Below are 20,938 nucleotides of genomic sequence, written 5' to 3'. Positions count from 1 at the left end.
GTGGCGCGGCAGGGCCGGTTGTCACCCGTTTTAACCCTGAAGCGGCCCTTATTCGACGGGCAGCAGCAATCGAATCGTGGCGCCCTCCCCTTTCCGGCCTTCGGCCCAGATGGTGCCCCGGTGATTCTCCACCACTTTCTTGCAAAGCGACAGCCCAATGCCCGTTCCGGGGTAGGCTTCCCGGCTGTGCAGGCGCTGAAACAGCGAAAAAATCCGGTGGCTCTGGTCGGGGTCGATGCCGATGCCGTTATCCTGTAGGTCAAGGCGGTAGTAGGCCCGCGACTGGTCAAGTTCGGGCCAGATGGTCAGGTCCGGGCCGCTCAGGCGGGCGCAGCGGATATCGACCACCGGCGGCAGATCGGGTTTGGCAAACTTGAGCGAATTGTTGATCAGGTTGTAAAACAGCTGGTGCATCTGCTGCGGAATGGCCTGAAGCGTCGGCAGCCGGTCCGTCTGAATCACCGCCTGCTTTTCGCTGATGACCAGTTCCAGATCCGCCCGGACATCGGCCAGCACCTCGTTCAGGTCCACCGGGCGAATTTCCTCCGGTTTTTCCAGACTGGCGTAATCCAGCACGTCTTTCAGGGCCAGACTCATGCGTTTGGCCGAATTCGCAATTTTGTCCAGAATCCGCTTCGAACTATCGTTCAGCCGCTCGTAGCTGTCGGCCCGAATCATGTCCGAGAAAACCTGAATCTTCCGGATGGGTTCCTGGAGGTCGTGGTGCGACACGTAGGTAAACTGCTCAAGTTCCTTGTTCCGCCGCTCCAGTTCCAGTGTCCGTTCGCGGACCCGCTGTTCCAGAATTTCTTCGGCCTGTTTCTGTTCGGTAATGTCCGTGTTGGACCCGATCCAGCGGGTCACTTTCCCTTCCCCGTTTTTCAGGGGAAATACTTTCGTCAGAAACCAGCGGTAGTGGCCGTGCCGACTGCGGAGGGGAAACGTCAGCTCCCACGGCTCGCCCTTTTGCCAGGCTTCGCGGATGAAGGACAGCACCCGTTCCAGGTGGTCGGGATGATGGACCGTTTGCCAGCCCCAGCCCTTCATCTGTTCGAGGGTTGTGCCGGTATAATCGTACCAGCGGTCGTTGTACCAGAAAATCCAGCCGTCGGCATCCGCCATCCAGGCCAGCTGCGAAATGGAGTTGGACAGCGTCCGGAAGCGCTCCTCGCTTTCTTTCAGAGAGGCCTCAGCCTTGCGCTGTTCGGTAACGTCGGTGGAAATGACCAGCACTGACTCGATCTCCCCCGCGGCATCGAACTCGGGCACCAGCCGCGAATTGAGAAACACCTCCCGGTCGGTGGCAGCCGAATATTCCAGGTGATGCGGCTTCCGCGTTTCGAACACCTGCCGCAGATGTTCGTCGAAAAGCGAACAGAGGTGCTCCGGGATATTGACTTCGTAATAGCTTTTGCCGATCAACGCTTCCGGCTTCATGCCCGTCAGCTGCTCAATGACCGGGCTGGCGTAGAGGTAACGAAAATCCCTGCCGTGGCGGGTGATGAGGTCGGGCGAATTCAGGGTCAGGGAGCGAAACCGCTTTTCACTCTCAGACAAGGTCATTTCAATCTGTTTCTGGGCCGAAACATCCTGCATGGAGCCCAGCATCCGGTAGGGCTTCCCGGTTTCGTCGTGCAGAGCGTACCCGCGGTCGAGCACAAAGGCGTAGGTGCCGTCCTTCCGGCGAAAGCGGTATTCATCCGACCAGTTTTTTCCGCCGATGTCGATGACCCGGTGAATGCTGCTCACCACCCGGTCCTTGTCTTCGGGATGCACCCTATTGGTCCAGGATTCGATGGTCGGCTCGATGTCTTCCTCCTCATAGCCAAACAGCTTCCGGAAGCCTTCGTTCCACCAGATTTCGTTGGTCGTCAGGTCCCAGTCCCAGATGGCGTCCCGGGTGGCCTTGCTGATGAGGTCAAAGCGTTCCTGGGCTTCCCGAAGCTCTTCATTGACCAGCTTCTGGTCGTGGATGTCCGTGCAGGTCCCAAACCACTTGCTGATCTGCCCGTCCTGATCCCGGAGCGGCAGCGCCCGGCCCAGAAACCAGCGGTAGACGCCGTCGTATCTTCGGAGCCGGTATTCGATTTCGTACGCCTCGCCGGTTTGCAGGGAGTGCTGCCAGATGTGCATGGCCCGCGTCTGGTCGTCGGGGTGCAGGACCGCGTTCCAGCCCTCACCTTTGGTTTGGCTGTAGGTGCGCCCCGTGTACTCGAACCAGCGGCGGTTGTAGAAATCGTGATACCCATCGGGGAGCGTCACCCAGACGAGCTGCGGCAGGGTGTCGGCCAGCACTTTCAGGCGGTGGTCACTGGCCTCCGAGATGGCGCTGGCCAGCCGGCCCTGGGTGGTTTCCAGCATGAAGCCCACCACCTTGACGGGTTTGCCCGCTTCGTCATAAACGACTTTGCCGGACGACCGGACCCAGCGCAGCATTCCGTCGTCTATGCCGATCACCCGGTATTCCTCGTCGTAAACCCCGGTCTTTTCCAGCGCCTCGGCGGTCGCCTCGTCCGCCCGTTTGAAATCGTCGGGATGAATCGCGCCGACCCAGTCGGCATAGGTGATGGGGCGGTCGGAGCGCAGGCCGAAGAGCTTCCGGCACTCCGGGGACCAGACGGCGGCCTGCGTGTGGGGATCAAACTCCCACCAGGCCAGATGGGCAGTAATATAACCCTGAGGCGTCAATTCGGTTTTATCGTTCGGGTAATCTGGCTGGTTAAGGGGCATGGCTGGGCGTCGGCAATCACGTTACCAGTTTCCAAAATAAGTACTTTCACTTACTTTACAGGTCGCCAGTCCCGCCTTTTGCCTTAATTTTATTAAACTGCCCGCCTCCATCCGGCGTCTTTCCGCTTTGCTCAGCGTCTGGTAACGGCCGTTCCGAGGGCGACGGGCTGGCCGCTAACCGCCAATACCAGTGCCTGGGCTTCGCGCAGCGCCTGCGCATAAGGCTCGAAGAGCACCCGCCGGGGTAGTTGACCTTCGGCATGTTCGGCGTCCCAGAGGCCCGCCCGGTGCCAGTTGTCGGGAAAGTCCCAGTCCGGGCGGTCGATGATCGGGTACAGGCAAACGCCCCAGAGCGGATAACCCGCCAGCAGCACCGCCGCACATTCTTTCGCCAGCAGTTCCGTCCAGTTGGGCCGGTGTTCGCCGGGGTGGCTGGTTTCGGAGAGAATAAACGGACAGCCGTAGCGACTGTGGGCTTCTTTGAGCAGGGAGCGCAGCGGCCGCCAGCGCGGATCGAACGGCTCATTGACCCAGGGCAGAAAAGTGCCTTTTCCGACGACCCACTGGTTGTTGTAGTAATAATTGAGTCCGAGAATGTTCAGGTATTCCGGCCGCCCGCCGAGTTCGGGACACATCCGGCCCGTGAGGATGTCCATCGCCTGGTACTGGTCTTCGTGCGCCGCCCGGGCCGCCTCCTGTTCTTCCTCGTCGGCGTCCAGCGTCGGCACCATGTTGACCAGCGGTTCGGTGCTGAGGATGAGGACTGTGGGGTCGATCTCCCGCATGGCCGCCACGCTTTCGATGTAGGCCCGCATGAGGTGGTACTTCACTTCCCAGCCCTGGTTGACGCAGTAGGGCACCGTTCCGCGGGCCTCGCCGCCGAGCCAGGAGATAAAGCTCACTTCGTTGACGGGCGTAATGATGAGCGGCCCGTCCGGCACCAGTGAGCGGTAAAAATGGACAAAGGCCCGCGACAGGGCCGCCAGCCGCCGGGCAAACATCGGGTGCAGCGGACTCAGATCGTCGGGATAGCCAAAATGGCACAAATCCCAGATTTGCTGAATGCCCTGACGGCGGCCGCTCTCGATCATCGTCCGCACCATAGACCAGTCGTACTCGTAGGGACGTTTTTCCACGAAGCTCCAGCGGATTCCTTCGCGGACGGTCCGGATGTGGAAGGCATGCAAACGCTCGTAATCTTCGTCGAGCAGGTCCAGATGGCCCGAATCCGTAGCCAGATCGACGCGAAGTCCGAAGCAGTTCTGATGATCGGCGCACTCATACCCTCCCATCCAGAAGGAGTGAAACGGAGAAGCGGTTGGATGTTCTAAAGACATTCAGTTTCAGGTTGTACCAGGGCTTAAAGGTAGCCAAACCGGATTTTCCGTCTTTGCCGGCCCCTAAAAACAGAGCAAACGGACCCGAGCGTTTCCCCGGCTGCGCGGTCAGGCCCCGTCCGCCGACTTCAAGCGTTTTTGAATTATTTTGGGATGCTCTTTTTAATTATCCAACACCTACCCAAAAAGCGCCCGGAGAAGCGAATTATAATGCAATTAAATATGCCGGATCTGGAAGTATATGAACACCGTTTTATGGTTTCGTCTCCAGATAATTCGTCACTTTGCATTATCGAATCGCTTTTGCACTATAACCATACCGTAACTCAAATGCAAAATCCTTATGTGGCCCTGCTCATCACGGCCTGGAAATACGCCCGCGAACAGAAAGGGCGCTATGTATTTGTCTACTCCCTCTTTATTCTCGCCAACGTGATCGGGGCCATGCACCCGCTGCTGTTTGGCTGGTTTGTGAATCAGATTTCCCAGAAAGGCGCGGATATTCCGATGATCGCCCTGAAGTACGGCGGCGGTTTCATGGGCCTGAAGCTGGCCGAATGGTGCCTGCACGGTCCGTCGCGGGTGATGGAACGGGAACTGGCCTTTACCGTAAGCCGCAACTTCCTCCAGGAACTTTACCACCAGACGCTCCACCTGCCGGTCAAATGGCATAAAGAACATCATAGCGGCGCGACTATCAACCGGATTCGCAAGGCGTACGAAGCGCTGAAGGCTTTTTTCCAGACGGGTTTTGCCTACATGCACACGATTTTCAAATGCGTGTTTTCGTTCGGAGCCATGCTGTATTTCTCGCCCCTCTTCGGTACGGTGGGCGTCTTGCTCGGAGCCTTCACGGTCTGGGTCATTCTGAAATTCGACAAGCCTTTTATCAAAGCCGTTGACGAAACCAACGAACGCGAACATGAGTCGTCGTCGATGCTCTTCGACAGCCTGTCCAACATCATCACGGTTATCACGCTGCGCCTCGAAAAGCAGATGGAAGTCGGGATGCTGGGCAAGATCATGAACGTGTTTCCGCCGTTCCAGCGCAACATCCGTATCAACGAGTGGAAATGGTTCGTGGCCTCGATGCTCATCGCCCTGGTCTATGTGACCGTTACGCTGGGGTACGTTTCCCAGCATTACACGCCGGGTCAGGCATTTGCCGTGGGCGGCCTGGTGACGCTGCTGGGCTATGTCAACCAGTTTACGAGCGTTTTCTCGGACGTAGCGTTTCAGTACACGCAGATCGTGCAGTACAATACTGACGTGCAGACGGCCCGCGGCATCGGAAAAGCCTACGCCGACTACCACCGTCCGGAAGGCACGCTGGAACTGCCCGCCGACTGGAAATCCATCGAAATTGAAGGACTGAACTTTGCCCACAGCCGCACGTTCGGCTTCGGAGAAAACAAAAAAGCGCCGAGCCTGACCGACCTCAGCGTCCGCATCGAGCGCGGCAAACGCATTGCCCTCATCGGCGAAAGCGGCAGCGGAAAAAGCACCCTGCTGACCCTCCTGCGCGGCCTCTACAACCCCGAGTCCGTCAATTCCCTGAAGGTGGACGGGCAGCATCTGGGCAACCTGGGACTGCTTTCCAACACGGTGACGCTGTTTCCGCAGGAGCCGGAGATTTTTGAAAACACGGTAGAGTACAACATCACCCTCGGCCTGCCGTTCGGCGACGAAGAGGTGCTGCGGGCCTGCGATACCTCGCGGTTTGCCGACATCGTGAAATTCCTGCCGGAAGGACTCGATACGGCGATTCAGGAGAAAGGCGTCAACCTGTCGGGCGGACAAAAGCAGCGGCTGGCCCTAGCCCGGGGCGTGCTGGCCGCCCGCGACAGCAACATCGTGCTGCTCGACGAGCCGACCTCCAGCGTGGACCCGAAAACGGAATTTGAGATTTACCACAAAATGCTCAGCGAATTCTCGGACAAGGCCGTCATCTCGACCCTGCACCGCCTGCACCTGCTGCCGATGTTCGATTACATCTACATCCTGCGCAATGGCCGGGTGGTCGACGAAGGCAGCTTTATCGAACTGCGTAGCCGCAGCCTTATTTTCCAGGAAATGTGGAGCCACCAGCAGGAAACCACCAAGGACTACGTCGCCGCCTGAGCGCCGCCGTCCCAAAACCAGAAGCGGGAACCCCGATGACCGGGGTTCCCGCTTTCTTTTTGCGCGGCATTAGGCTGGCCGTAATCAGTTTTCCGGGGGCTGGCGCAGCAGCCGTTCGTCGGCCGTGCCCTGGTAGAGGCGGTACAGGTCCGTGTAGCTCCAGCGGTCGCCGAGGCGGACGCGGGACCGCAGCCGGTGCAGGCCGCAGACTCTCAGCAGGCTTACATACATGCGCGACGGCTGGACAAGCAGGGCCTCCCCCATCCGGTTCAGTTCGGCCTCCAGTTTGATACAGACGGCCACCGGCAGGTTCAGGGCCTCGGCAATCTGGCGGATTTCGCCAACGGTCCAGAGTTCCGGTTTGCGCTGGCGGAGACGAACGACACAGCGGCTCAGGTCGCCGCCCTCGGCCAGTTCGACAACCCCGAAGTTCTGGTGCCGGATGCGATGAAGAATAGCCTGATATAAATTAAAGTACGAAGGAAGCAATTGTCTTACTTCTCGCAGGGAGTGAAGCAGTAGAAGTTTTTCCATGTGAACTGGTAAGGAGTGGATAATCAGTTACAATTGCTTGGTAAAGCAACAGTTAGAAAGACTGGTCTACCGCCTATAGCAGCAACAAATCGGTATAAATTAATCCACATTACATTGGGAACAGAGTAAAAGCGGCTCGATGACCTTAAAATTACCTAAAAAATCCAGCATTTATCATACCAAAGTATGATACAAATTGCGTACGAGTAGGTATTTCTCCTTAAAGAGCTGACGCTCTGCCGCAAAGCAGGACTTGCCCGGCGTCGTTCCGGCAGAAAAAAATTACCAGGCAGGCGCCTTACACCAATCCTTCTTTCATCGCTTTCAGAATCGCTTCGGTCTTGGAGTTGACCGACAGCTTGTCGTAGATGTGCCGGATGTGCGTCCGGACGGTGTCGATGCTGATGTTCAGGTCGTCGGCGATGAGTTTGTAGCTGTAGCCCGACACCAGTCCTTTCAGAATATCCAGTTCGCGGGGCGAGAGGTTGTAGTCGTCGGAGCGGGAAACCGGGCGCTGCTGAAAGTGCTGGAGGACCTTGCGGGCAATGTTGGCCGTCATGGGGGAACCGCCCCGGTGAATGTCGAAGAGGGCCGCCACGATTTCGGAGGGGGGCGTATGTTTCAGCAGGTAGCCGCTGGCGCCGTTGCGGATGGCCCGGAAAATTTTGTCTTCATCGTCGAAAACCGTCAGCATCAGCACCTGCGTCCCGGGCGACACGGCCTTGACGATCGGGACGGCATCGATGCCGCTCAGGCCGGGCAGGTCGATGTCCATCAGGACCACGTCCGGGGCCAGCGTGCGGACTTCGTCGCGCAGGTTGCTGCAGTCGGCAAACGAGCCGAGAAGGTCCAGTCCGGCCGTGGCCGACAGCAGAAACGCCATGCCTTCGCGGAGGTTGCGGTTGTCTTCGTAATGAAGAATGTTAATCGTTTTTTCCATGAATTCAGAGGCTCGCTCAGGGCTTTCCGGAATGGTCGGGCACCGGTCCCGTCCGTGCAGGTTCGGAGAATTGCCGGTTCTGCCGCCAGCCGGGTTTAAAAGTAACCTTTAAACGTCAGAAAACAGCCCGTCAGGAAAAGGACGAACAGCAGGACGTTGGTTCCGCCACTCCGGGGAGCCTGTCGGCCGGAAGGGAAGAACATTCGGTAGAGGCCCGCCAGCAGAATCAGCCAGCCGGTCACGGTGATGGTCAGCGGCCATTGCTCCGTCCAGAAGTTGTGGTAGCGAACCACGGCAAGGCCGCCGACAAACAGGAACAGCCCATTCAGATACACCAAAGAGGGTTCTACTTTTTCCCAGATGCCAAAATTAAGGTACTCCGAGGCCACAACGGCCATCAGGACCGGACCCAACAGGCCCGCCACCTGAACTGAAACTGTGCTGTTCATCTATTTCAAGCGTTCGTGGCTGGAGAATCGGTCAATGCTCCAGCAGTTCCGCCACTTTTTTTGCCAGGGCTTCTCCCCGCAGGTCCAGCGCCAGAATTTTTCCGTCCGGTCCAATCAGGAAGGTCTGCGGAATGCTGTAAATCGCATAATTTTTTATGACCGCCGGATTGTCACGATCAACAATCAGCTGCATTCCCGCAGGCTTGTGTCGATTTAAAGCGGTTTTCCACAGCCGGGGATTGACGTCGGTCGAGATACCGACAATCTGTAGCCCCCGGTCGGCGTACTGCGCCTGGAGCTTTTGCAAAGCGGGTATTTCGCTGATGCATGGGCCGCACCAACTGGCCCAGAAATCAAGTAGCACCAGCTTTTTGCTTTTTCGGATCGACTCCAGACTGTAAACCGCACTGGCACTGTCGTGGAGTGTAAAATTGTACGCCTCCTTGCCTACACCAAACCTTTCGAGCCGCGCCGCCTTCTCTTTTAAGCTGGAATCCAGCTGCTGAAACGTCGGGTAGGCAGAAAACTGCGGCCTCAATTCATCAAGCATTCCAGCGATAAACTCATCAGACCGGCCCTGTTCCAGCAGGAACAGATTCAGAAAGGTGTAGGGCTTCCTGACCATCGACCCTTCGATGAACCTGTAGACAGCAACGCTGACCGAATCGTTCCGCCGCATCAATTCCCTGAATCGCAGGGAGTCGCCTTGTTGCAGAGCAACCCGTCGTTTCATAGATAAATCGATCAGGGTATCTTTGAACTTCTCAATTCCACTGTTGTATGCCGCCCATTGGCGATGGAGTGCCGGACCTTCCACCTGCAAAGTCTTATCCTGATTAATTTTCACTTTGGTAACGGCAGGCGAAACAAAGATAAAATACATGTTAGGTTCCGCATTGAGCCTGATTTTATACAATCCGGGCTCGCGCAGATTTCCTTTAAGCAAAAATGTATTTCCGCTAATCGGCGCAGAAACAAAGACCTTGTCCTGCTGGTCGATAAGATATACTTTGCCTTTCATGGCCTGGGGCAGCGTTCCCACGAGAGAAAAGGGGCCGCCCGGAGCGGCCTGAGCAAAGCCTGAGGCCGGTAAAAGGCTGAACCAAACGAACAGACCCGCCAGCAGGTAGGGAGCGGTAGCAGAAGCAAAGGCAGGATGTGATTTCATGGCTTGGGATAGAGATGTTAAACGCCCCAAGATAAGCAACGAACGAACGTAAATCATCCTGTCATCCAAATAGTTACACCCGCACCAGCAACACCACCCGGGTCCCCTCGCCGGGTGCCGAATGGACGGTCAGCTGCCCGTTGATTTCCCGGGCCCGCTTCTGCAGATTCGGCAGGCCGTTGCCCGGGCGGACCGTCGCCGGATCGAAGCCTTTGCCATCGTCCTCGATGGTCAGCGAGAGGTGTTTGTTGAGCAGGGCGATCTGCACGGTGATGTTCCGGCAGTCGGCGTACTTGACGGCATTGTTGATGCTTTCCTTGAAGATCAGGTACAGGTTCCGGCGCTGTTCGACGTCCAGCCGCAGCGTTTCGAACTTCTCCGACACCTGCATCCGGAACCGGATGTTTTTGGCCTCGGCCATGCGCAGGCCAAACTCCCGCATGCGCGTCACCACATCGTCGAGGCTGTCGTATTTGGTCTGGATGGTCCAGATGATGTCCTGCATGGATTCCGAAAGCGTGGTGGCGCTGGAACTGATGCGCTGGAGGATGGGCACCGTTTCGGGACTGACCGGCGCGATCTGCTGCTGCACCACGTCGCTGAAAATCCGGATGCTGCTCAGGGTGGAACCCATGTCGTCGTGCAGGTCCGTGGCGATGCGGTCGCGGATGCCTTCCAGGCGGCGGCGCTGCTGCAGGCGGTTGCGGTAAACGGCGTACAAAAGGCCCGCCACCAGCAGCAGACACCCCAGCCGGAACCACCAGGTCTGGTAAACGGCGGGCTGCACCCGGATTTGCAGGGTGGCGCCCCGCTCGTTCCAGATGCCGTCGTTGTTGGCCGCTTTCACCCGGAACGTATACGTTCCGGGGTCGAGATTGGCGTAGGTGACGCGGCGGCTGCCGGTCTCGATCCAGCCGGGGTCAACGCCGTCGAGGCGGTAGGCATAGCGATTTTTCTCCGGCTGGCTGAACGAGAGGGCCGTAAATTCGAGGCTGACCGTGTGCTGGTCGGGCCGCAGCGTGACCGGCTCGCCGGGAATGACCGAGGTCGCCAGTGTATCCACCCGCACACCCGTCAGCACGACCGGCGGCGGGTAGCGGTTGACGGGCAGCTTTTCGGGAACGAAGTGATTGAACGCCGGTCCATGCCCGATAAACAGTTCGCCCCGGGCATCGGCCGTCAGGCGAGTGGACATAAAATTGGAAAACAGCCCGTTGTCTTTGCTGAAATACCGAAACCGGCCCGTCTGCGGCTCCAGCTGGTGCAGAAAATAGTCGGTCGTCATCCAGAGGCGGCCCGAACGGTCTTCCTGAATGTCGAAAATATGGTCGGCCTGCAACCCGTTTTCCAGCGTGAACGTCCGGAGCACGCGCCCGTTGAGGTCGGCCTGGGCCAGAAACCCGATGCCGGAGACCCACAGCCGATTCCGGGAGTCAATCGTAAAGGTCGTCTGAATCTTGTCGGAAGGCAGCAGTTGCTCGCTCAGCGGGTTCAGCGCCACTTTCCGGCTTTCGCCCCGACGGTAATCGATCCGGAAAAGGCCCCGCGAAGTAGACGCCCACAGGCGATGCTGGCCGTCTTCCTGCATTTTATACACCCGAAACGGACGCAGGTGGTCAAACGTCTCTCCCACCGGCCACGGCCGGACCGCAGCCTGTTCGTCGTCCAGCACGTACAGCCCTTCGAGGTCCGTGCCCAGCCAGAGGCGTCCGGTGGAATCGAGCCAGAGGCGGGTGACGCGGTGGGTCTGGGACGGGTCGCGGAAAAAGCCCCGCCAGTGCTTCCAGTCGCGGGTTCCCGGCGTCCAGCGGCTGATGCCTCCCGTCAGACCCAGCCACAGACGTCCGCGGGCATCCTGCACCAGATCCCGGATGTCTTCATCCGGCAGACCGTCCTTTCGGTCGAAGACGGTGTATTCGTCCGAGCGCCGGTTCCACCGCACGAGTCCGGCTCCCTGCACGGCCATCCAGTACAGCTCCGGCCGAAACCGATCCTGCCGCACGATCCGCATGCTCCGGTTTTCGGAAGACGGCCGGTCCGGCGTCAACCGTTTCCGGCCGAATTTCAGCGTGGCGGCATCCGCCTTTTCGATTCCCTTATCGGTTGCCAGCCACACAATGCCCGTTTGCGCATCGTTCAGAATTTCGTTGACCGGCCCTCCGTGATATGCCAGCGGGTCCTGCGGATCGGCGGCGACCGGAACGTACCGGCGCCGATCCGGATAGTAAAGCATGAGGCCCTTATCATCGCGATAAACCCAAAAGAAACGCCTCCCTTTGCCAACAGACATTCCTTCGGCCACATTGTAGACGCTCACCTCTCCGTCGGGTTCGTTTACGACCCGCTTTTGGCTTTCGTCGTACCGCATCAGGCCCCTGGTTCCGGTTGCGAACCACATTTGTCCCTGTCTGTCCTCGTGGAACGTCCAGACCTCCTCCGCGGCCCGCGGATGGCGGGTGTCTCGGCCGAAGATGTAGGTGTACCGACCCGACGACGGATGAAACTGGTAAATCGCCTGTTCGTTCTGCAGCCACAACCGTCCCTTCCGGTCGGCAAAGGGATAAAGGACGATGGGCATGAGGTAAGGCGTATGTCCGACATTGGGAAAGGCTTTGCACCGCATGGTCCGGAGATCGATGCGGTAGAGGCTGTCGATGGAAGAAAACCAGCCCTGCCCCTGCCGGTCGATGACCAGCCCGGAGACGAGGTCATTGTCGCCCAGCCGGTCGGCATGAACGGCGAGGCGGACCGGGGTAAACGTTTCCCGCACCGGGTCGAAGCGGCAGAGGCCCCGGTGGGTCGCCACCCAGATGTAGCCCTGTGGGTCTTCGGTCAGGCCGATGACATAATTACCGGGCAGCCCGTTGGTAGCCGTTCGTTTGTAGACCTTGAACTCGTACCCGTCGAACCGATTGAGTCCGTTGAACGTCCCGAACCAGAGAAAGCCCCGGCGGTCCTTCAACAGGCACTTTACCTGGTCGTTCGACAGGCCGTCTTCGGTGGTGTAATGCTCGAATGCGGGGTCGGACAGCTGCGCCAATGCCCTATTGCCGGACACTAGCAGCACCCCGACCACGCCCAGAAACCACAAAAAACGGCTCATTTTTCTCCTTTTTCAATCGTGTCAAAGATAAGCGGAAGCGGACCGAGTCGCAACCCCGGCCAACTCGCATGAAGATGTGAAAAACGGACCCCAAAACGGGCCTTTTACCTCCGGAACAGCAACAGTTTTGCCCGGACCATTTTTTACTTTTTCCAGGATTTAATAAGCCGAAAAGCCGAAGACATTCCTGCGTGCAGCACACTACAGGACACCCGGAGCCGAAAACCAATTATCAGCCTCTCTTGTACGACTTTTCATGCAAACGTTACCGCAAGCGCTTGCAAAGAGCAAAATTGGTTCTTTTTCCCCTATTTATTTTCAACGGCATTTTCTTTTGTCGCCTTTCAGTATGCATTGAAAATTTCCAGTCTTTATACCTATAAACGGGGCAATGGCCCGAATAGCCGCGTCCGCCCCTAATTGAACTATTTCATGATTTTTTCTTAACATTTATGTTCATCCCTTATCTATGAAGCGTTTCTACTGTGCATTGTGTGGCGGTCTGCTCACCGGCTGGCTGGTGACTCATCCGCAAACCGGCCACACCCAGACGCTCGCGCGCCTCACTTCATCTCCGCACGAGAGCTCTCTCGCCACACGACCGGCGCTTGTTGACCGGGAAATCTCCGGTCGCGCCACCGACGAACGCGGCGACGTGCTGCCCGGCGTGACAGTCGTCGTGAAAGGAACCACCCGCGGAACGGTCACCGACAACAAAGGGCTGTTCAGGCTCAATGTGCCCGACGCCGGCGGTACTCTGGTGTTCAGCTACGTGGGCTACCTGACGCGGGAAGTGGCCATCAGTTCCCGCGCTACCTACGATGTCACCCTGCAGTCGGACGAAAAATCGCTCGAAGAAGTGGTGGTGGTCGGGTACGGTACGCAGAAAAAGAGCGAACAGACGGCCGCCATCAGCACCGTGACGACGGAAGCGATTACGAAAGCGCCCGTGACCGACGCCTCCAACGCGCTGGTTGGCCGGGTAACGGGTCTGTTTGCCCAGCAGATCAGCGGCCGTCCGGGTATCAGCGGGGCCAACATCACCATCCGGGGCCGGGCCTCCAGCAACTCCGCCGCGCTGATCATCGTGGACGGCGTCGAACGGCAAAGCTTCGGCGACATCGACCCCAACGAAATCGAATCCATTTCGGTCCTCAAAGACGCTTCCTCCACCGCCCTTTTCGGGATCAAAGGGGCCAACGGCGTTATCATCGTCACGACCAAGAGCGGCAAAACGGGCAAGCCCCGGGTGTCGTATTCGGGCAACGTCGGCCGGGTCAATTATACCCAGGTGCCGGAATTTCTGGACGCCTACAACAGCGCCATGCTGCATAACGAAGGCGAGGAAAACCTGATCAAGTACGGGCTGGTACCGGCCAATTTCCAGAAGCTCTTTACGGCGGAAGACCTCCGGGTGTACAAGGAAGGCACGGGCGATCCGCTGCTGTATCCGAACACCAACTGGTTCAAGGCCGTCACGCGCCCGAGCTGGCTCCGGACGCAGCACAACCTCAACTTCTCGGGCGGCACGAAGGCCATCAAATACTTCGTTTCGCTCGGCTACCTCTTCGAGGATGGCGGCTTCAAGGACTTCAAAACGCCGTCGGGCTACAGCACCACGCCTTCGTACACGCGCTACAACTTCCGCTCCAACCTCGACTTCAACCTGACGCCGACCACGACGCTCAGCCTGCGTCTGGGCGGCCGTCTGGAAGACCGCTATTCGTTCATCGCCAACGCCAACGACGGTGACCTGCGGCGGCGGTTCGAATCGGGTCCGGAGTACCTGCTGACGCGGATGTACGCCATTCCGGCCTGGGCCATTCCGTTCTACCCCGAATACACGAACCCCGACACCCCGGAAGAACAGCGCCTGGACAACACGCTGAACCAGATCGAGGACTTCGGCCGGGTGGGCGTGAACTCCTTCAACCCGTACGCCGTCATGAAGCGGAACGGCTACGTCGATTACAACAACAACGCCATCGAAACGGTCTTTGTCCTCGACCAGAAGCTGGACCGGATTACGAAGGGCCTGGGTGCCCGGGTTACGTTCGGTTACGACGCCTACCTGGCCGCCACCCGCGCCCAGACCGGAGCCTATGCCGCCTTCAACGTGGACCGCTCGACCAAGTCGCTGATCCTGGCCCGCAACTCGTTTGAAGACCCGCTGGGCGGTGTCAGTTCGCAGAACAACGGCTACATCAAGACAAACCTCCAGGTTGCCATCAACTACGCCCGGACCTTCGGCAAGCACAATGTCTCGGGTGTTCTGGTCGGCCAGCGCGAGCTGCGCGGCGCGGAAGGAGCGCAGGCTCCGTTTGCCAACGAAGGCCTTGTCCTGCGCGGCACCTACAGCTACGACGGCCGGTATTTCTTCGAACTCAACGGCTCCTACAACGGCTCCGAAAACTACCCGAAAAATGAGCGTTATGGCCTCTTCCCGGCCGTTTCGGCGGGCTGGACCATCAGCGAGGAGAAGTTCATGAAGTCGGTGAAATGGGTGGAATACCTGAAAATCCGCGGTTCCTACGGCCTTATCGGCTACGGCAGCGTAGGCGGCACTCGTTTCCTGTATCTGGATGAATATTCCAACGGCGGCGCGGGTCCGGAGACAGGATTTACAGCCACGCCCAACCGGCAGGTGCGCTTCGGAACGGGCGCGACGAACGTGCAGTATCCGGTGGTCTGGCACAGCCGCTCAGGCAATCCGGAGGTGACCTGGGAGAAGTCCATCAAACGGAACTTCGGCGTCGAAATGGCTTTCCTGCGCAACCGCCTGTCGATCACGGCCGACATTTTCGACGAAAAACGCTACGACATTCTGCTGGCCCGCAACAACTCCGCGCCGGTGATTTACGGCGAGTCGCTGCCGTCGAGCAACTACGGCGAAAACTACAACTCCGGGTATGAGGCCGAGGTGAGTTTCAAGAGCACTTACGGCGCGCTGCGCTACGGCATCACCGCCCAGTACACGCACGCCAAGAACAAGATCGTGCGGACCGACGAGCCGGTTAACCTGCCGGACTACCAGAAAAGTGCCGGGCAGCCCATCGGGCAGTTCCGGGGCTACAAGGTCATCGGCTTTTACACCAGTCTGGAGGATATCAACAACAGTCCGGCGAGCCGGGTGAACGGGGCCGTGATTCCGGGCGACTACAAGTACGCGGACATCAACGGCGACAACATCATCGACGACCAGGACCGCGTGCCCATCGGGTATGCCGACGTGCCGCAGAACGTGTTTGGCTTCGAACCCAACCTCGGCTACAAAGGCTTCAGCATTTCGGCCCTGTTCCAGGGCGTGACGAAGGTCAACTCCAACGTCATTTTTGCCGGGGGCAACTATTACTCCGCCATGCTGAACCGCTGGACGCCCGAAAACGCCGAGAACGCCACCTGGCCGTCCATCCGTCCGCGCAGCACGGCCGCGCCGAGCTACGCCTTCAACGACCGGCTGATGCAGGACGCCAGCTACCTGAAGCTGCGGAACGTCGAGATCGGCTACACCTTCCCGTCGGCGCTGACCAAACGGCTGAACGTGCAGACGCTGCGGGTGTTCCTGAACGGCCAGAACCTGGCGACCTGGACCAAGTTTGTCGGGCTGGACCCGGAAAACAACCAGAACAGCGCCGTAGCGGGCTCGTTCTTCGCCGGTCCGGCTAATGCCATTCCGGTTACGCGCGTCTTCAACGTCGGGGTAAATGCCCAGTTCTAACCGGGTTTCCCGCCCTGATGGCGGTCGCCGACCCCGTCAGCGGCTTAACGTTCCATTCAAACCGGGCTTTCAGACATCAAATTTTATGAAACGATATTTTTCCCTTCTGTTGCTGGCGACGCTGACGATGTCCTGCGAAAAGGATTTCCTCCAGCGTGACCCCGGCGTGGCGATTTCGCAGAACAACGTCTTCACGGACCCCGTGCTGGCGACCCGTTTTGCCGATAACTCCTACAATTACCTGCTCGATGACTTCGGCCGCCTGAGCACCCTGCAGAACTACAAAGGCACCACGGGCCAGTTTGCCGACGAAGCGATTTTTGCCGAGCCCAACACCGGCCACGGCGTGCTGACGATGAACCAGGGCAAGTTTCTGGACGGGCTTTCTACCGACGTTGTCAGCGTCTACACCCGCATGTACCAGGGCATCCGCAACGCCAACGTGGTGCTGGCCAACGTGGACAAGGTCAAATGGACCGAAGCCCAGAACGGACCGCTCATCAAGGCGCAGCAGCTGTTCCTGCGGGCGTTTTTCTACTACGAACTCGTGAAGCGGTACGGCGGCGTCATTCTGCTGGATAAACCGCTGGCGCAGACCGACAACCTCGACCTGCCGCGGAACACCTACGAAGAAACGGTGGCCTTTATCCTCAAAGACCTGGCCGACGCCGAGGACATTCTGTCGAAAACGACCTGGGGAACCATCTACTCCCCCGCTTCCGACTGGGACGCGGGCAACAACGGCCGTCCGACGGTCGGGGCGGTCCGGGCGCTGCGGTCGCGGCTGCTGCTGATGGATGCCAGTCCGCTCAACAACCCGACGGGCGACGCGGCGCGCTGGCAGAAGGCGGCCGATGCGGCCAAATCGGTGATGGACATGGGCAAATACGGCCTGCACGCGCAGTATACCACGCTGCTCAACCAGGCCACCTCGCCGGAATACATCATGATCAAGGTCCGTCCGTCGCGTTCGGGCAGCGGCAACTTCCTGGGTGACTTCATCATCCCGCCGAGTGCCGGGGGCGCGCAGGGCCAGCTGAACCCGACGCAGAACCACGTCGATCTGTACGAAATGAGCAACGGCAAGCCCATCACCGACCCGACCTCGGGCTACAACCCGCAGGCGCCGTACACGAACCGCGACCCGCGTTTCTACGCCAACATTCTTTACAACGACCAGACCTGGCAGGGCCGCCGCCTGGCGATGTGGGTCAATAACCAGACCACGCCCGCGACGTTCGGGGCCGACTACCAGCCCGGTTCCAACAGCTTTACCCGGACGCGCTATTATGTCCGGAAACTGTGGCCCGAATCGGTTCGGGGCGGCCAGAGCACGGCGGCGATTCTGAATTTCATTTTCTTCCGGTACGGCGAAATCCTGCTGAACTATGCCGAAGCGCTCAACGAAGCGCAGGGGCCGGTGGCCGACGTTTACACGGCCGTCAACCAGATCCGGACGCGGGCCGGGATGCCTGCCCTGCCCACGGGCCTGACCAAGGACCAGATGCGCGCCCGCATCCACAACGAACGGGCCGTCGAGCTGGCGTTTGAAGAGCATCGTTGGTGGGACATCCTGCGCTGGAAACGCGGGCCGCAGATCGTGGCCCAGACCATCACCGCGATGGATGTTGAACGGCTCGCCAACGGCACCTTCAAGTACACCGTCATCCCGATGCCGGGTATCTACCAGCGCGTCTTTGAAGAGCACATGCACCGGTATCCCATTCCCCGGAATGAGATTTTCAAAAGCAACGGCATCCTGAAACAGAATCCGGGCTGGTAAGCGCCCTTTTCACTTTTCGACTCATTTTCTGAAAATGAAACTATATACTTTTCTCAAACGAACCGTGTACCTGCTGCTGGTACTGGTTCAGGTCAGCGCCTTCGCCCAGGACAAGCCCGCCGCACAGGCCGCTTTTTCGGGCATCGTGACGGACCCCAACGACCGGCCCCTGGCGGGCGTATCGGTGGCCGTGCAGGAGGGCAATGCCGAAGTGCGGACCGGCGCAGACGGCCGTTTTTCCATCCGGGCTGCGCTGAACGATGTGCTGGTCATCCAGACTCGCGACTTTCTGGCCAAAACCGTGACCATCACGGGCGACAAGGAAATCAGCGTGACGCTGAACCCGGCGCTCATCGACGCGGGCGACGAGGACGAGGTGCCCATCCCGTTCGGGACGCGCCGGAAACGCCAGATCAACAGCGCCATCACGACGTTCCGGGCGAGCAACCTGCCGCAGGTGCCCATCGCCTCGGCCAACGCGACGCTGGCCGGGCGCATTCCGGGACTGTACGTGCAGCAGACGGGCACGGCTCCGGGCAGTGACGGGGCTTCGTTCCAGCTCCGCGGCCTGACCACGTTCGGTCCCAACACCGTGCGCGTGCTCATCGACGGCGTTCAGCGGCCGTTCAACGACATCGATGTCAACGAGATCGAAAGCATCACGGTGCTGAAAGACGCCACCTCGCTGGCCTGGTACGGCCTCCGCAACGGCAACGGCGTGGTGCTGGTCACGACCCGCAAGGGCAGTTCTACCCGCAACAACATCCACCTCGACGTGCAGGGCGGCTTTCAGACGCCGGAGAAGATGATCCAGCCGCTGAACTCCTACGACTACGCCACGCTGTACAACGAGGCGCTGGTCAACGACGGCAGCCAGCCCATCTACGACGACGCGGCCCTGACGGCCTACCGCACAGGCAGCAACCTGTACCGGTACCCGGATAACAACTACATCGGTACGTTCCTCAACAAATCGTCGGCCACGCAGCGCTACGTGCTCTCGGCCGACGGCGGCAGCAACACGGTCCGGTATTTTGCCCTGATGAGCTATTTCAAGCAGGACGGCCTGTTCCGGTTTACGGACAATCCGGATTTCAACTCGAACCAGGGCTTCAACCGGTTCAATTTCCGGGGCAATATCGATTTTGATGTCAACAAGAACCTGACGGTGGGGCTGAACGTAGCCGGTCGGTCGGAGAACCGGCGGCAGCCGGGCAGCCAGGAAGCCGGTTCGCTGCTGAGCCTGCTCTACAACACGCCGCCCAACGCCTTCCCGATCCAGAACGAAGACGGCTCGTACGGCGGCACCTCGCAGTTCCAGAGCAACCCCCTGGGCATCCTCCGCGAACGGGGCTTTACCAGTTCGACGGACCGGGTGCTGATGGCGACGCTGGACGTGCGGCAGAAGCTCGACTTCTGGCTGCCGGGCCTGTCGGCCAATATCAACTTCAACTACGACGTTCAGGGCAACTACCTGTCGGGCCTGAACCGGGATTATCAGGTCATCGACGCCAGCGGCAGCGCCCCCGTGACGTTCCGGAACCAGGCGCCGTTGAGCTACCGTTCGGCCGCTTTTGCCAGCACCAACCGCCGCAACGAAGCCTGGGCCGGGCTGGACTACGACCGTTCGTTCGGCGCGCACACCGTCAACGCCTCGCTGCGCGCGTCCCGGGTGGTCAGCGTCGCCCCCGAGCGGCTCGATTTCCGCGGACAGGGTCTGTCGGCCCGGGTCGATTACTCGTTCCGCGACCGCTACTACCTCGGTTTTGTCGGCGGCTATTCCGGTTCCGAGAACTTCCCGCCCGACAAGCGCTACGGCTTTTTCCCGGCCGTTTCGGCGGGCTGGGTCATTTCGGACGAAAGCTTCCTGAAAGGCGTTCCGGTGCTGGATTACCTGAAACTGCGCGCCTCCTACGGACAGGCCGGCAGCAGCGACATCGGCGGCTCCCGCTTCCCGTTTGAGCGTTTCTTCGCCCGCAATACCGGCGGCGGCGGCTACGTGTTCGGCACGGGCTTCTCAGCGACCAACTCGGCCAACGAAGTGTCGATCAACAACCCGGACATCACCTGGGAAACGCTGACGACGCTGAATGCCGGAGCCGACTTCAAACTGTTCGGACAGGCGCTTTCGGCTTCGGTCGATGTGTTCCGGACGAACCGCACGGGCATCCTGACGCAGTCGGCTATTCCGAGCGTGCTGGGCCAGACCCTTACGGTGAACGCCGGGGAGGTCGAGAGCAAGGGCGTGGAACTGAACCTGGGTTACGAAAAGCAGATCGGCGCGTTTCTGGTGTCGCTCTACGGCAACCTGCTGACCTCCGACGACCGCGTGCTGGCCGAAAACGGGCAGGCGGGCCTTCCGGCCTACCAGCAGACGATCGGCCGCGTGGTGGGCAGCCGGCTGGTCTTTGTCTCGAACGGAATTTTCCAGAACCAGGCCGAGATTGACGCCAGCCCGCGGCAGGTGCTGTCGGGTCGGGTGGTTCCGGGCGACATCCGGTATCAGGACATCGGCGGGGTGAACGGCACGCCGGACGGCATTATCGACAACCTCGACCGGGTGCGGGTGGACCTGCGCGATGTGCCCAAAACGTACTACGGCTTCGGCACCACGCTGAAATACGGCCCCTTCGACCTGCTGCTGCACTTTCAGGGCATCGCCGGACGGACGCTGGACATCCAGGGCATCGTCAACTCGGGTCCGTTTACCTTTAACCAGGAAAGCCTGAAGCGCTGGACCCCGGCCACCGGAACGTCGGCCAGTTATCCGCGTCTCGGCATTTCGGACCGGGCCAACAACACCTCTGCCTCGGATTTCTGGCTCGTTTCGGGCGATTACCTGCGGCTGAAGAATGTGGAACTGGGGGCTTCGTTTCCCAAAATCTTCCAGAACCGGCTCGGCATGAAAAACGCCCGGGTGTACGTGGGCGGCTTCAACCTGTTTGCCTTCGACAAACTCGGCATCGACGTCGATCCGGAGATTCCGGGCGCGGGCCGGGGCAGTGCCTATCCGTACGTCAAAACCGTTTACGCAGGCTTACGGGCCTCTTTCTGA

The 20,938-nt window shown here is 59.5% G+C and carries 11 protein-coding genes; 4 read left to right on the top strand and 7 right to left on the bottom strand.

Annotated features, from left to right (window positions below; genetic code table 11):
* Window positions 1–48 precede the first annotated feature (48 nt).
* A complete protein-coding gene (locus tag ORG26_RS19805) occupies window positions 49–2,730 on the bottom strand; it encodes a PAS domain-containing protein (RefSeq protein ID WP_266364874.1) in 2,682 nt (893 codons plus the stop codon).
* Between the two features lie 131 nt (window positions 2,731–2,861).
* Window positions 2,862–4,067 carry an amine oxidase gene (locus tag ORG26_RS19800; RefSeq protein WP_266364872.1) on the bottom strand — a complete coding sequence of 402 codons (1,206 nt, stop codon included), beginning with the start codon at window positions 4,065–4,067 and terminating at the stop codon, window positions 2,862–2,864.
* 330 nt (window positions 4,068–4,397) lie between these two features.
* On the opposite strand from ORG26_RS19800, the gene ORG26_RS19795 reads away from it, so the two are divergent.
* Window positions 4,398–6,188, top strand: coding sequence for an ABC transporter ATP-binding protein (locus ORG26_RS19795; protein ID WP_266364870.1), 1,791 nt, complete (start codon window positions 4,398–4,400; stop codon window positions 6,186–6,188).
* Window positions 6,189–6,272: 84 nt separating this feature from the next.
* Here ORG26_RS19795 and ORG26_RS19790 read toward each other — a convergent pair whose 3' ends face one another.
* The 5 genes from ORG26_RS19790 to ORG26_RS19770 form a co-directional block, all read right to left on the bottom strand.
* The gene (locus tag ORG26_RS19790) at window positions 6,273–6,722 is read right to left on the bottom strand and encodes a hypothetical protein (protein ID WP_266364868.1); all 450 of its coding nucleotides are present in this window, start codon (window positions 6,720–6,722) and stop codon (window positions 6,273–6,275) included.
* A gap of 298 nt (window positions 6,723–7,020) precedes the next feature.
* Complete coding sequence (locus tag ORG26_RS19785; RefSeq protein WP_266364866.1) at window positions 7,021–7,662, bottom strand: response regulator; 642 nt, start codon at window positions 7,660–7,662, stop codon at window positions 7,021–7,023.
* 95 nt (window positions 7,663–7,757) lie between these two features.
* Window positions 7,758–8,111: a hypothetical protein gene (locus tag ORG26_RS19780; RefSeq protein ID WP_266364864.1), complete on the bottom strand. Its 354-nt coding sequence runs from the start codon at window positions 8,109–8,111 to the stop codon at window positions 7,758–7,760.
* 31 nt (window positions 8,112–8,142) lie between these two features.
* Entirely contained in the window at window positions 8,143–9,279 is a 1,137-nt protein-coding gene (locus ORG26_RS19775; RefSeq protein ID WP_266364862.1) for a redoxin domain-containing protein, read from the bottom strand.
* 73 nt (window positions 9,280–9,352) lie between these two features.
* A complete protein-coding gene (locus ORG26_RS19770) occupies window positions 9,353–12,382 on the bottom strand; it encodes a sensor histidine kinase (protein ID WP_266364861.1) in 3,030 nt (1,009 codons plus the stop codon).
* Window positions 12,383–12,851: 469 nt separating this feature from the next.
* On the opposite strand from ORG26_RS19770, the gene ORG26_RS19765 reads away from it, so the two are divergent.
* From ORG26_RS19765 to ORG26_RS19755, 3 genes are all read left to right on the top strand, one after another.
* The gene (locus ORG26_RS19765; RefSeq protein WP_266364859.1) at window positions 12,852–16,100 is read left to right on the top strand and encodes a SusC/RagA family TonB-linked outer membrane protein; all 3,249 of its coding nucleotides are present in this window, start codon (window positions 12,852–12,854) and stop codon (window positions 16,098–16,100) included.
* 85 nt (window positions 16,101–16,185) lie between these two features.
* Window positions 16,186–17,883, top strand: a complete 1,698-nt coding sequence (locus tag ORG26_RS19760) for a RagB/SusD family nutrient uptake outer membrane protein (RefSeq protein WP_266364857.1) — start codon at window positions 16,186–16,188, stop codon at window positions 17,881–17,883.
* Window positions 17,884–17,917: 34 nt separating this feature from the next.
* Window positions 17,918–20,938 (top strand): SusC/RagA family TonB-linked outer membrane protein, encoded by a 3,021-nt coding sequence (locus ORG26_RS19755; RefSeq protein WP_266364855.1) that lies wholly within the window; start codon window positions 17,918–17,920, stop codon window positions 20,936–20,938.

Origin of the sequence: Tellurirhabdus rosea (genome assembly GCF_026278345.1) — a bacterium.
In the GTDB taxonomy this organism is placed as follows: Bacteria; Bacteroidota; Bacteroidia; order Cytophagales; family Spirosomataceae; genus Tellurirhabdus; species Tellurirhabdus rosea.
This window is presented reverse-complemented; position numbering and strand designations above follow the sequence as displayed.

What these genes read in the sequence shown, in the direction of transcription:
- ORG26_RS19785 (WP_266364866.1), bottom strand. Translation starts at nt 7,662, where the DNA reads ATGGAAAAAACGATTAACATTCTTCATTACGAAGACAACCGCAACCTC.
- ORG26_RS19805 (WP_266364874.1), bottom strand. Translation starts at nt 2,730, where the DNA reads ATGCCCCTTAACCAGCCAGATTACCCGAACGATAAAACCGAATTGACG.
- ORG26_RS19790 (WP_266364868.1), bottom strand. Translation starts at nt 6,722, where the DNA reads ATGGAAAAACTTCTACTGCTTCACTCCCTGCGAGAAGTAAGACAATTG.
- ORG26_RS19775 (WP_266364862.1), bottom strand. Translation starts at nt 9,279, where the DNA reads ATGAAATCACATCCTGCCTTTGCTTCTGCTACCGCTCCCTACCTGCTG.
- ORG26_RS19770 (WP_266364861.1), bottom strand. Translation starts at nt 12,382, where the DNA reads ATGAGCCGTTTTTTGTGGTTTCTGGGCGTGGTCGGGGTGCTGCTAGTG.
- ORG26_RS19780 (WP_266364864.1), bottom strand. Translation starts at nt 8,111, where the DNA reads ATGAACAGCACAGTTTCAGTTCAGGTGGCGGGCCTGTTGGGTCCGGTC.
- ORG26_RS19755 (WP_266364855.1), top strand. Translation starts at nt 17,918, where the DNA reads ATGAAACTATATACTTTTCTCAAACGAACCGTGTACCTGCTGCTGGTA.
- ORG26_RS19800 (WP_266364872.1), bottom strand. Translation starts at nt 4,067, where the DNA reads ATGTCTTTAGAACATCCAACCGCTTCTCCGTTTCACTCCTTCTGGATG.
- ORG26_RS19795 (WP_266364870.1), top strand. Translation starts at nt 4,398, where the DNA reads ATGCAAAATCCTTATGTGGCCCTGCTCATCACGGCCTGGAAATACGCC.
- ORG26_RS19760 (WP_266364857.1), top strand. Translation starts at nt 16,186, where the DNA reads ATGAAACGATATTTTTCCCTTCTGTTGCTGGCGACGCTGACGATGTCC.
- ORG26_RS19765 (WP_266364859.1), top strand. Translation starts at nt 12,852, where the DNA reads ATGAAGCGTTTCTACTGTGCATTGTGTGGCGGTCTGCTCACCGGCTGG.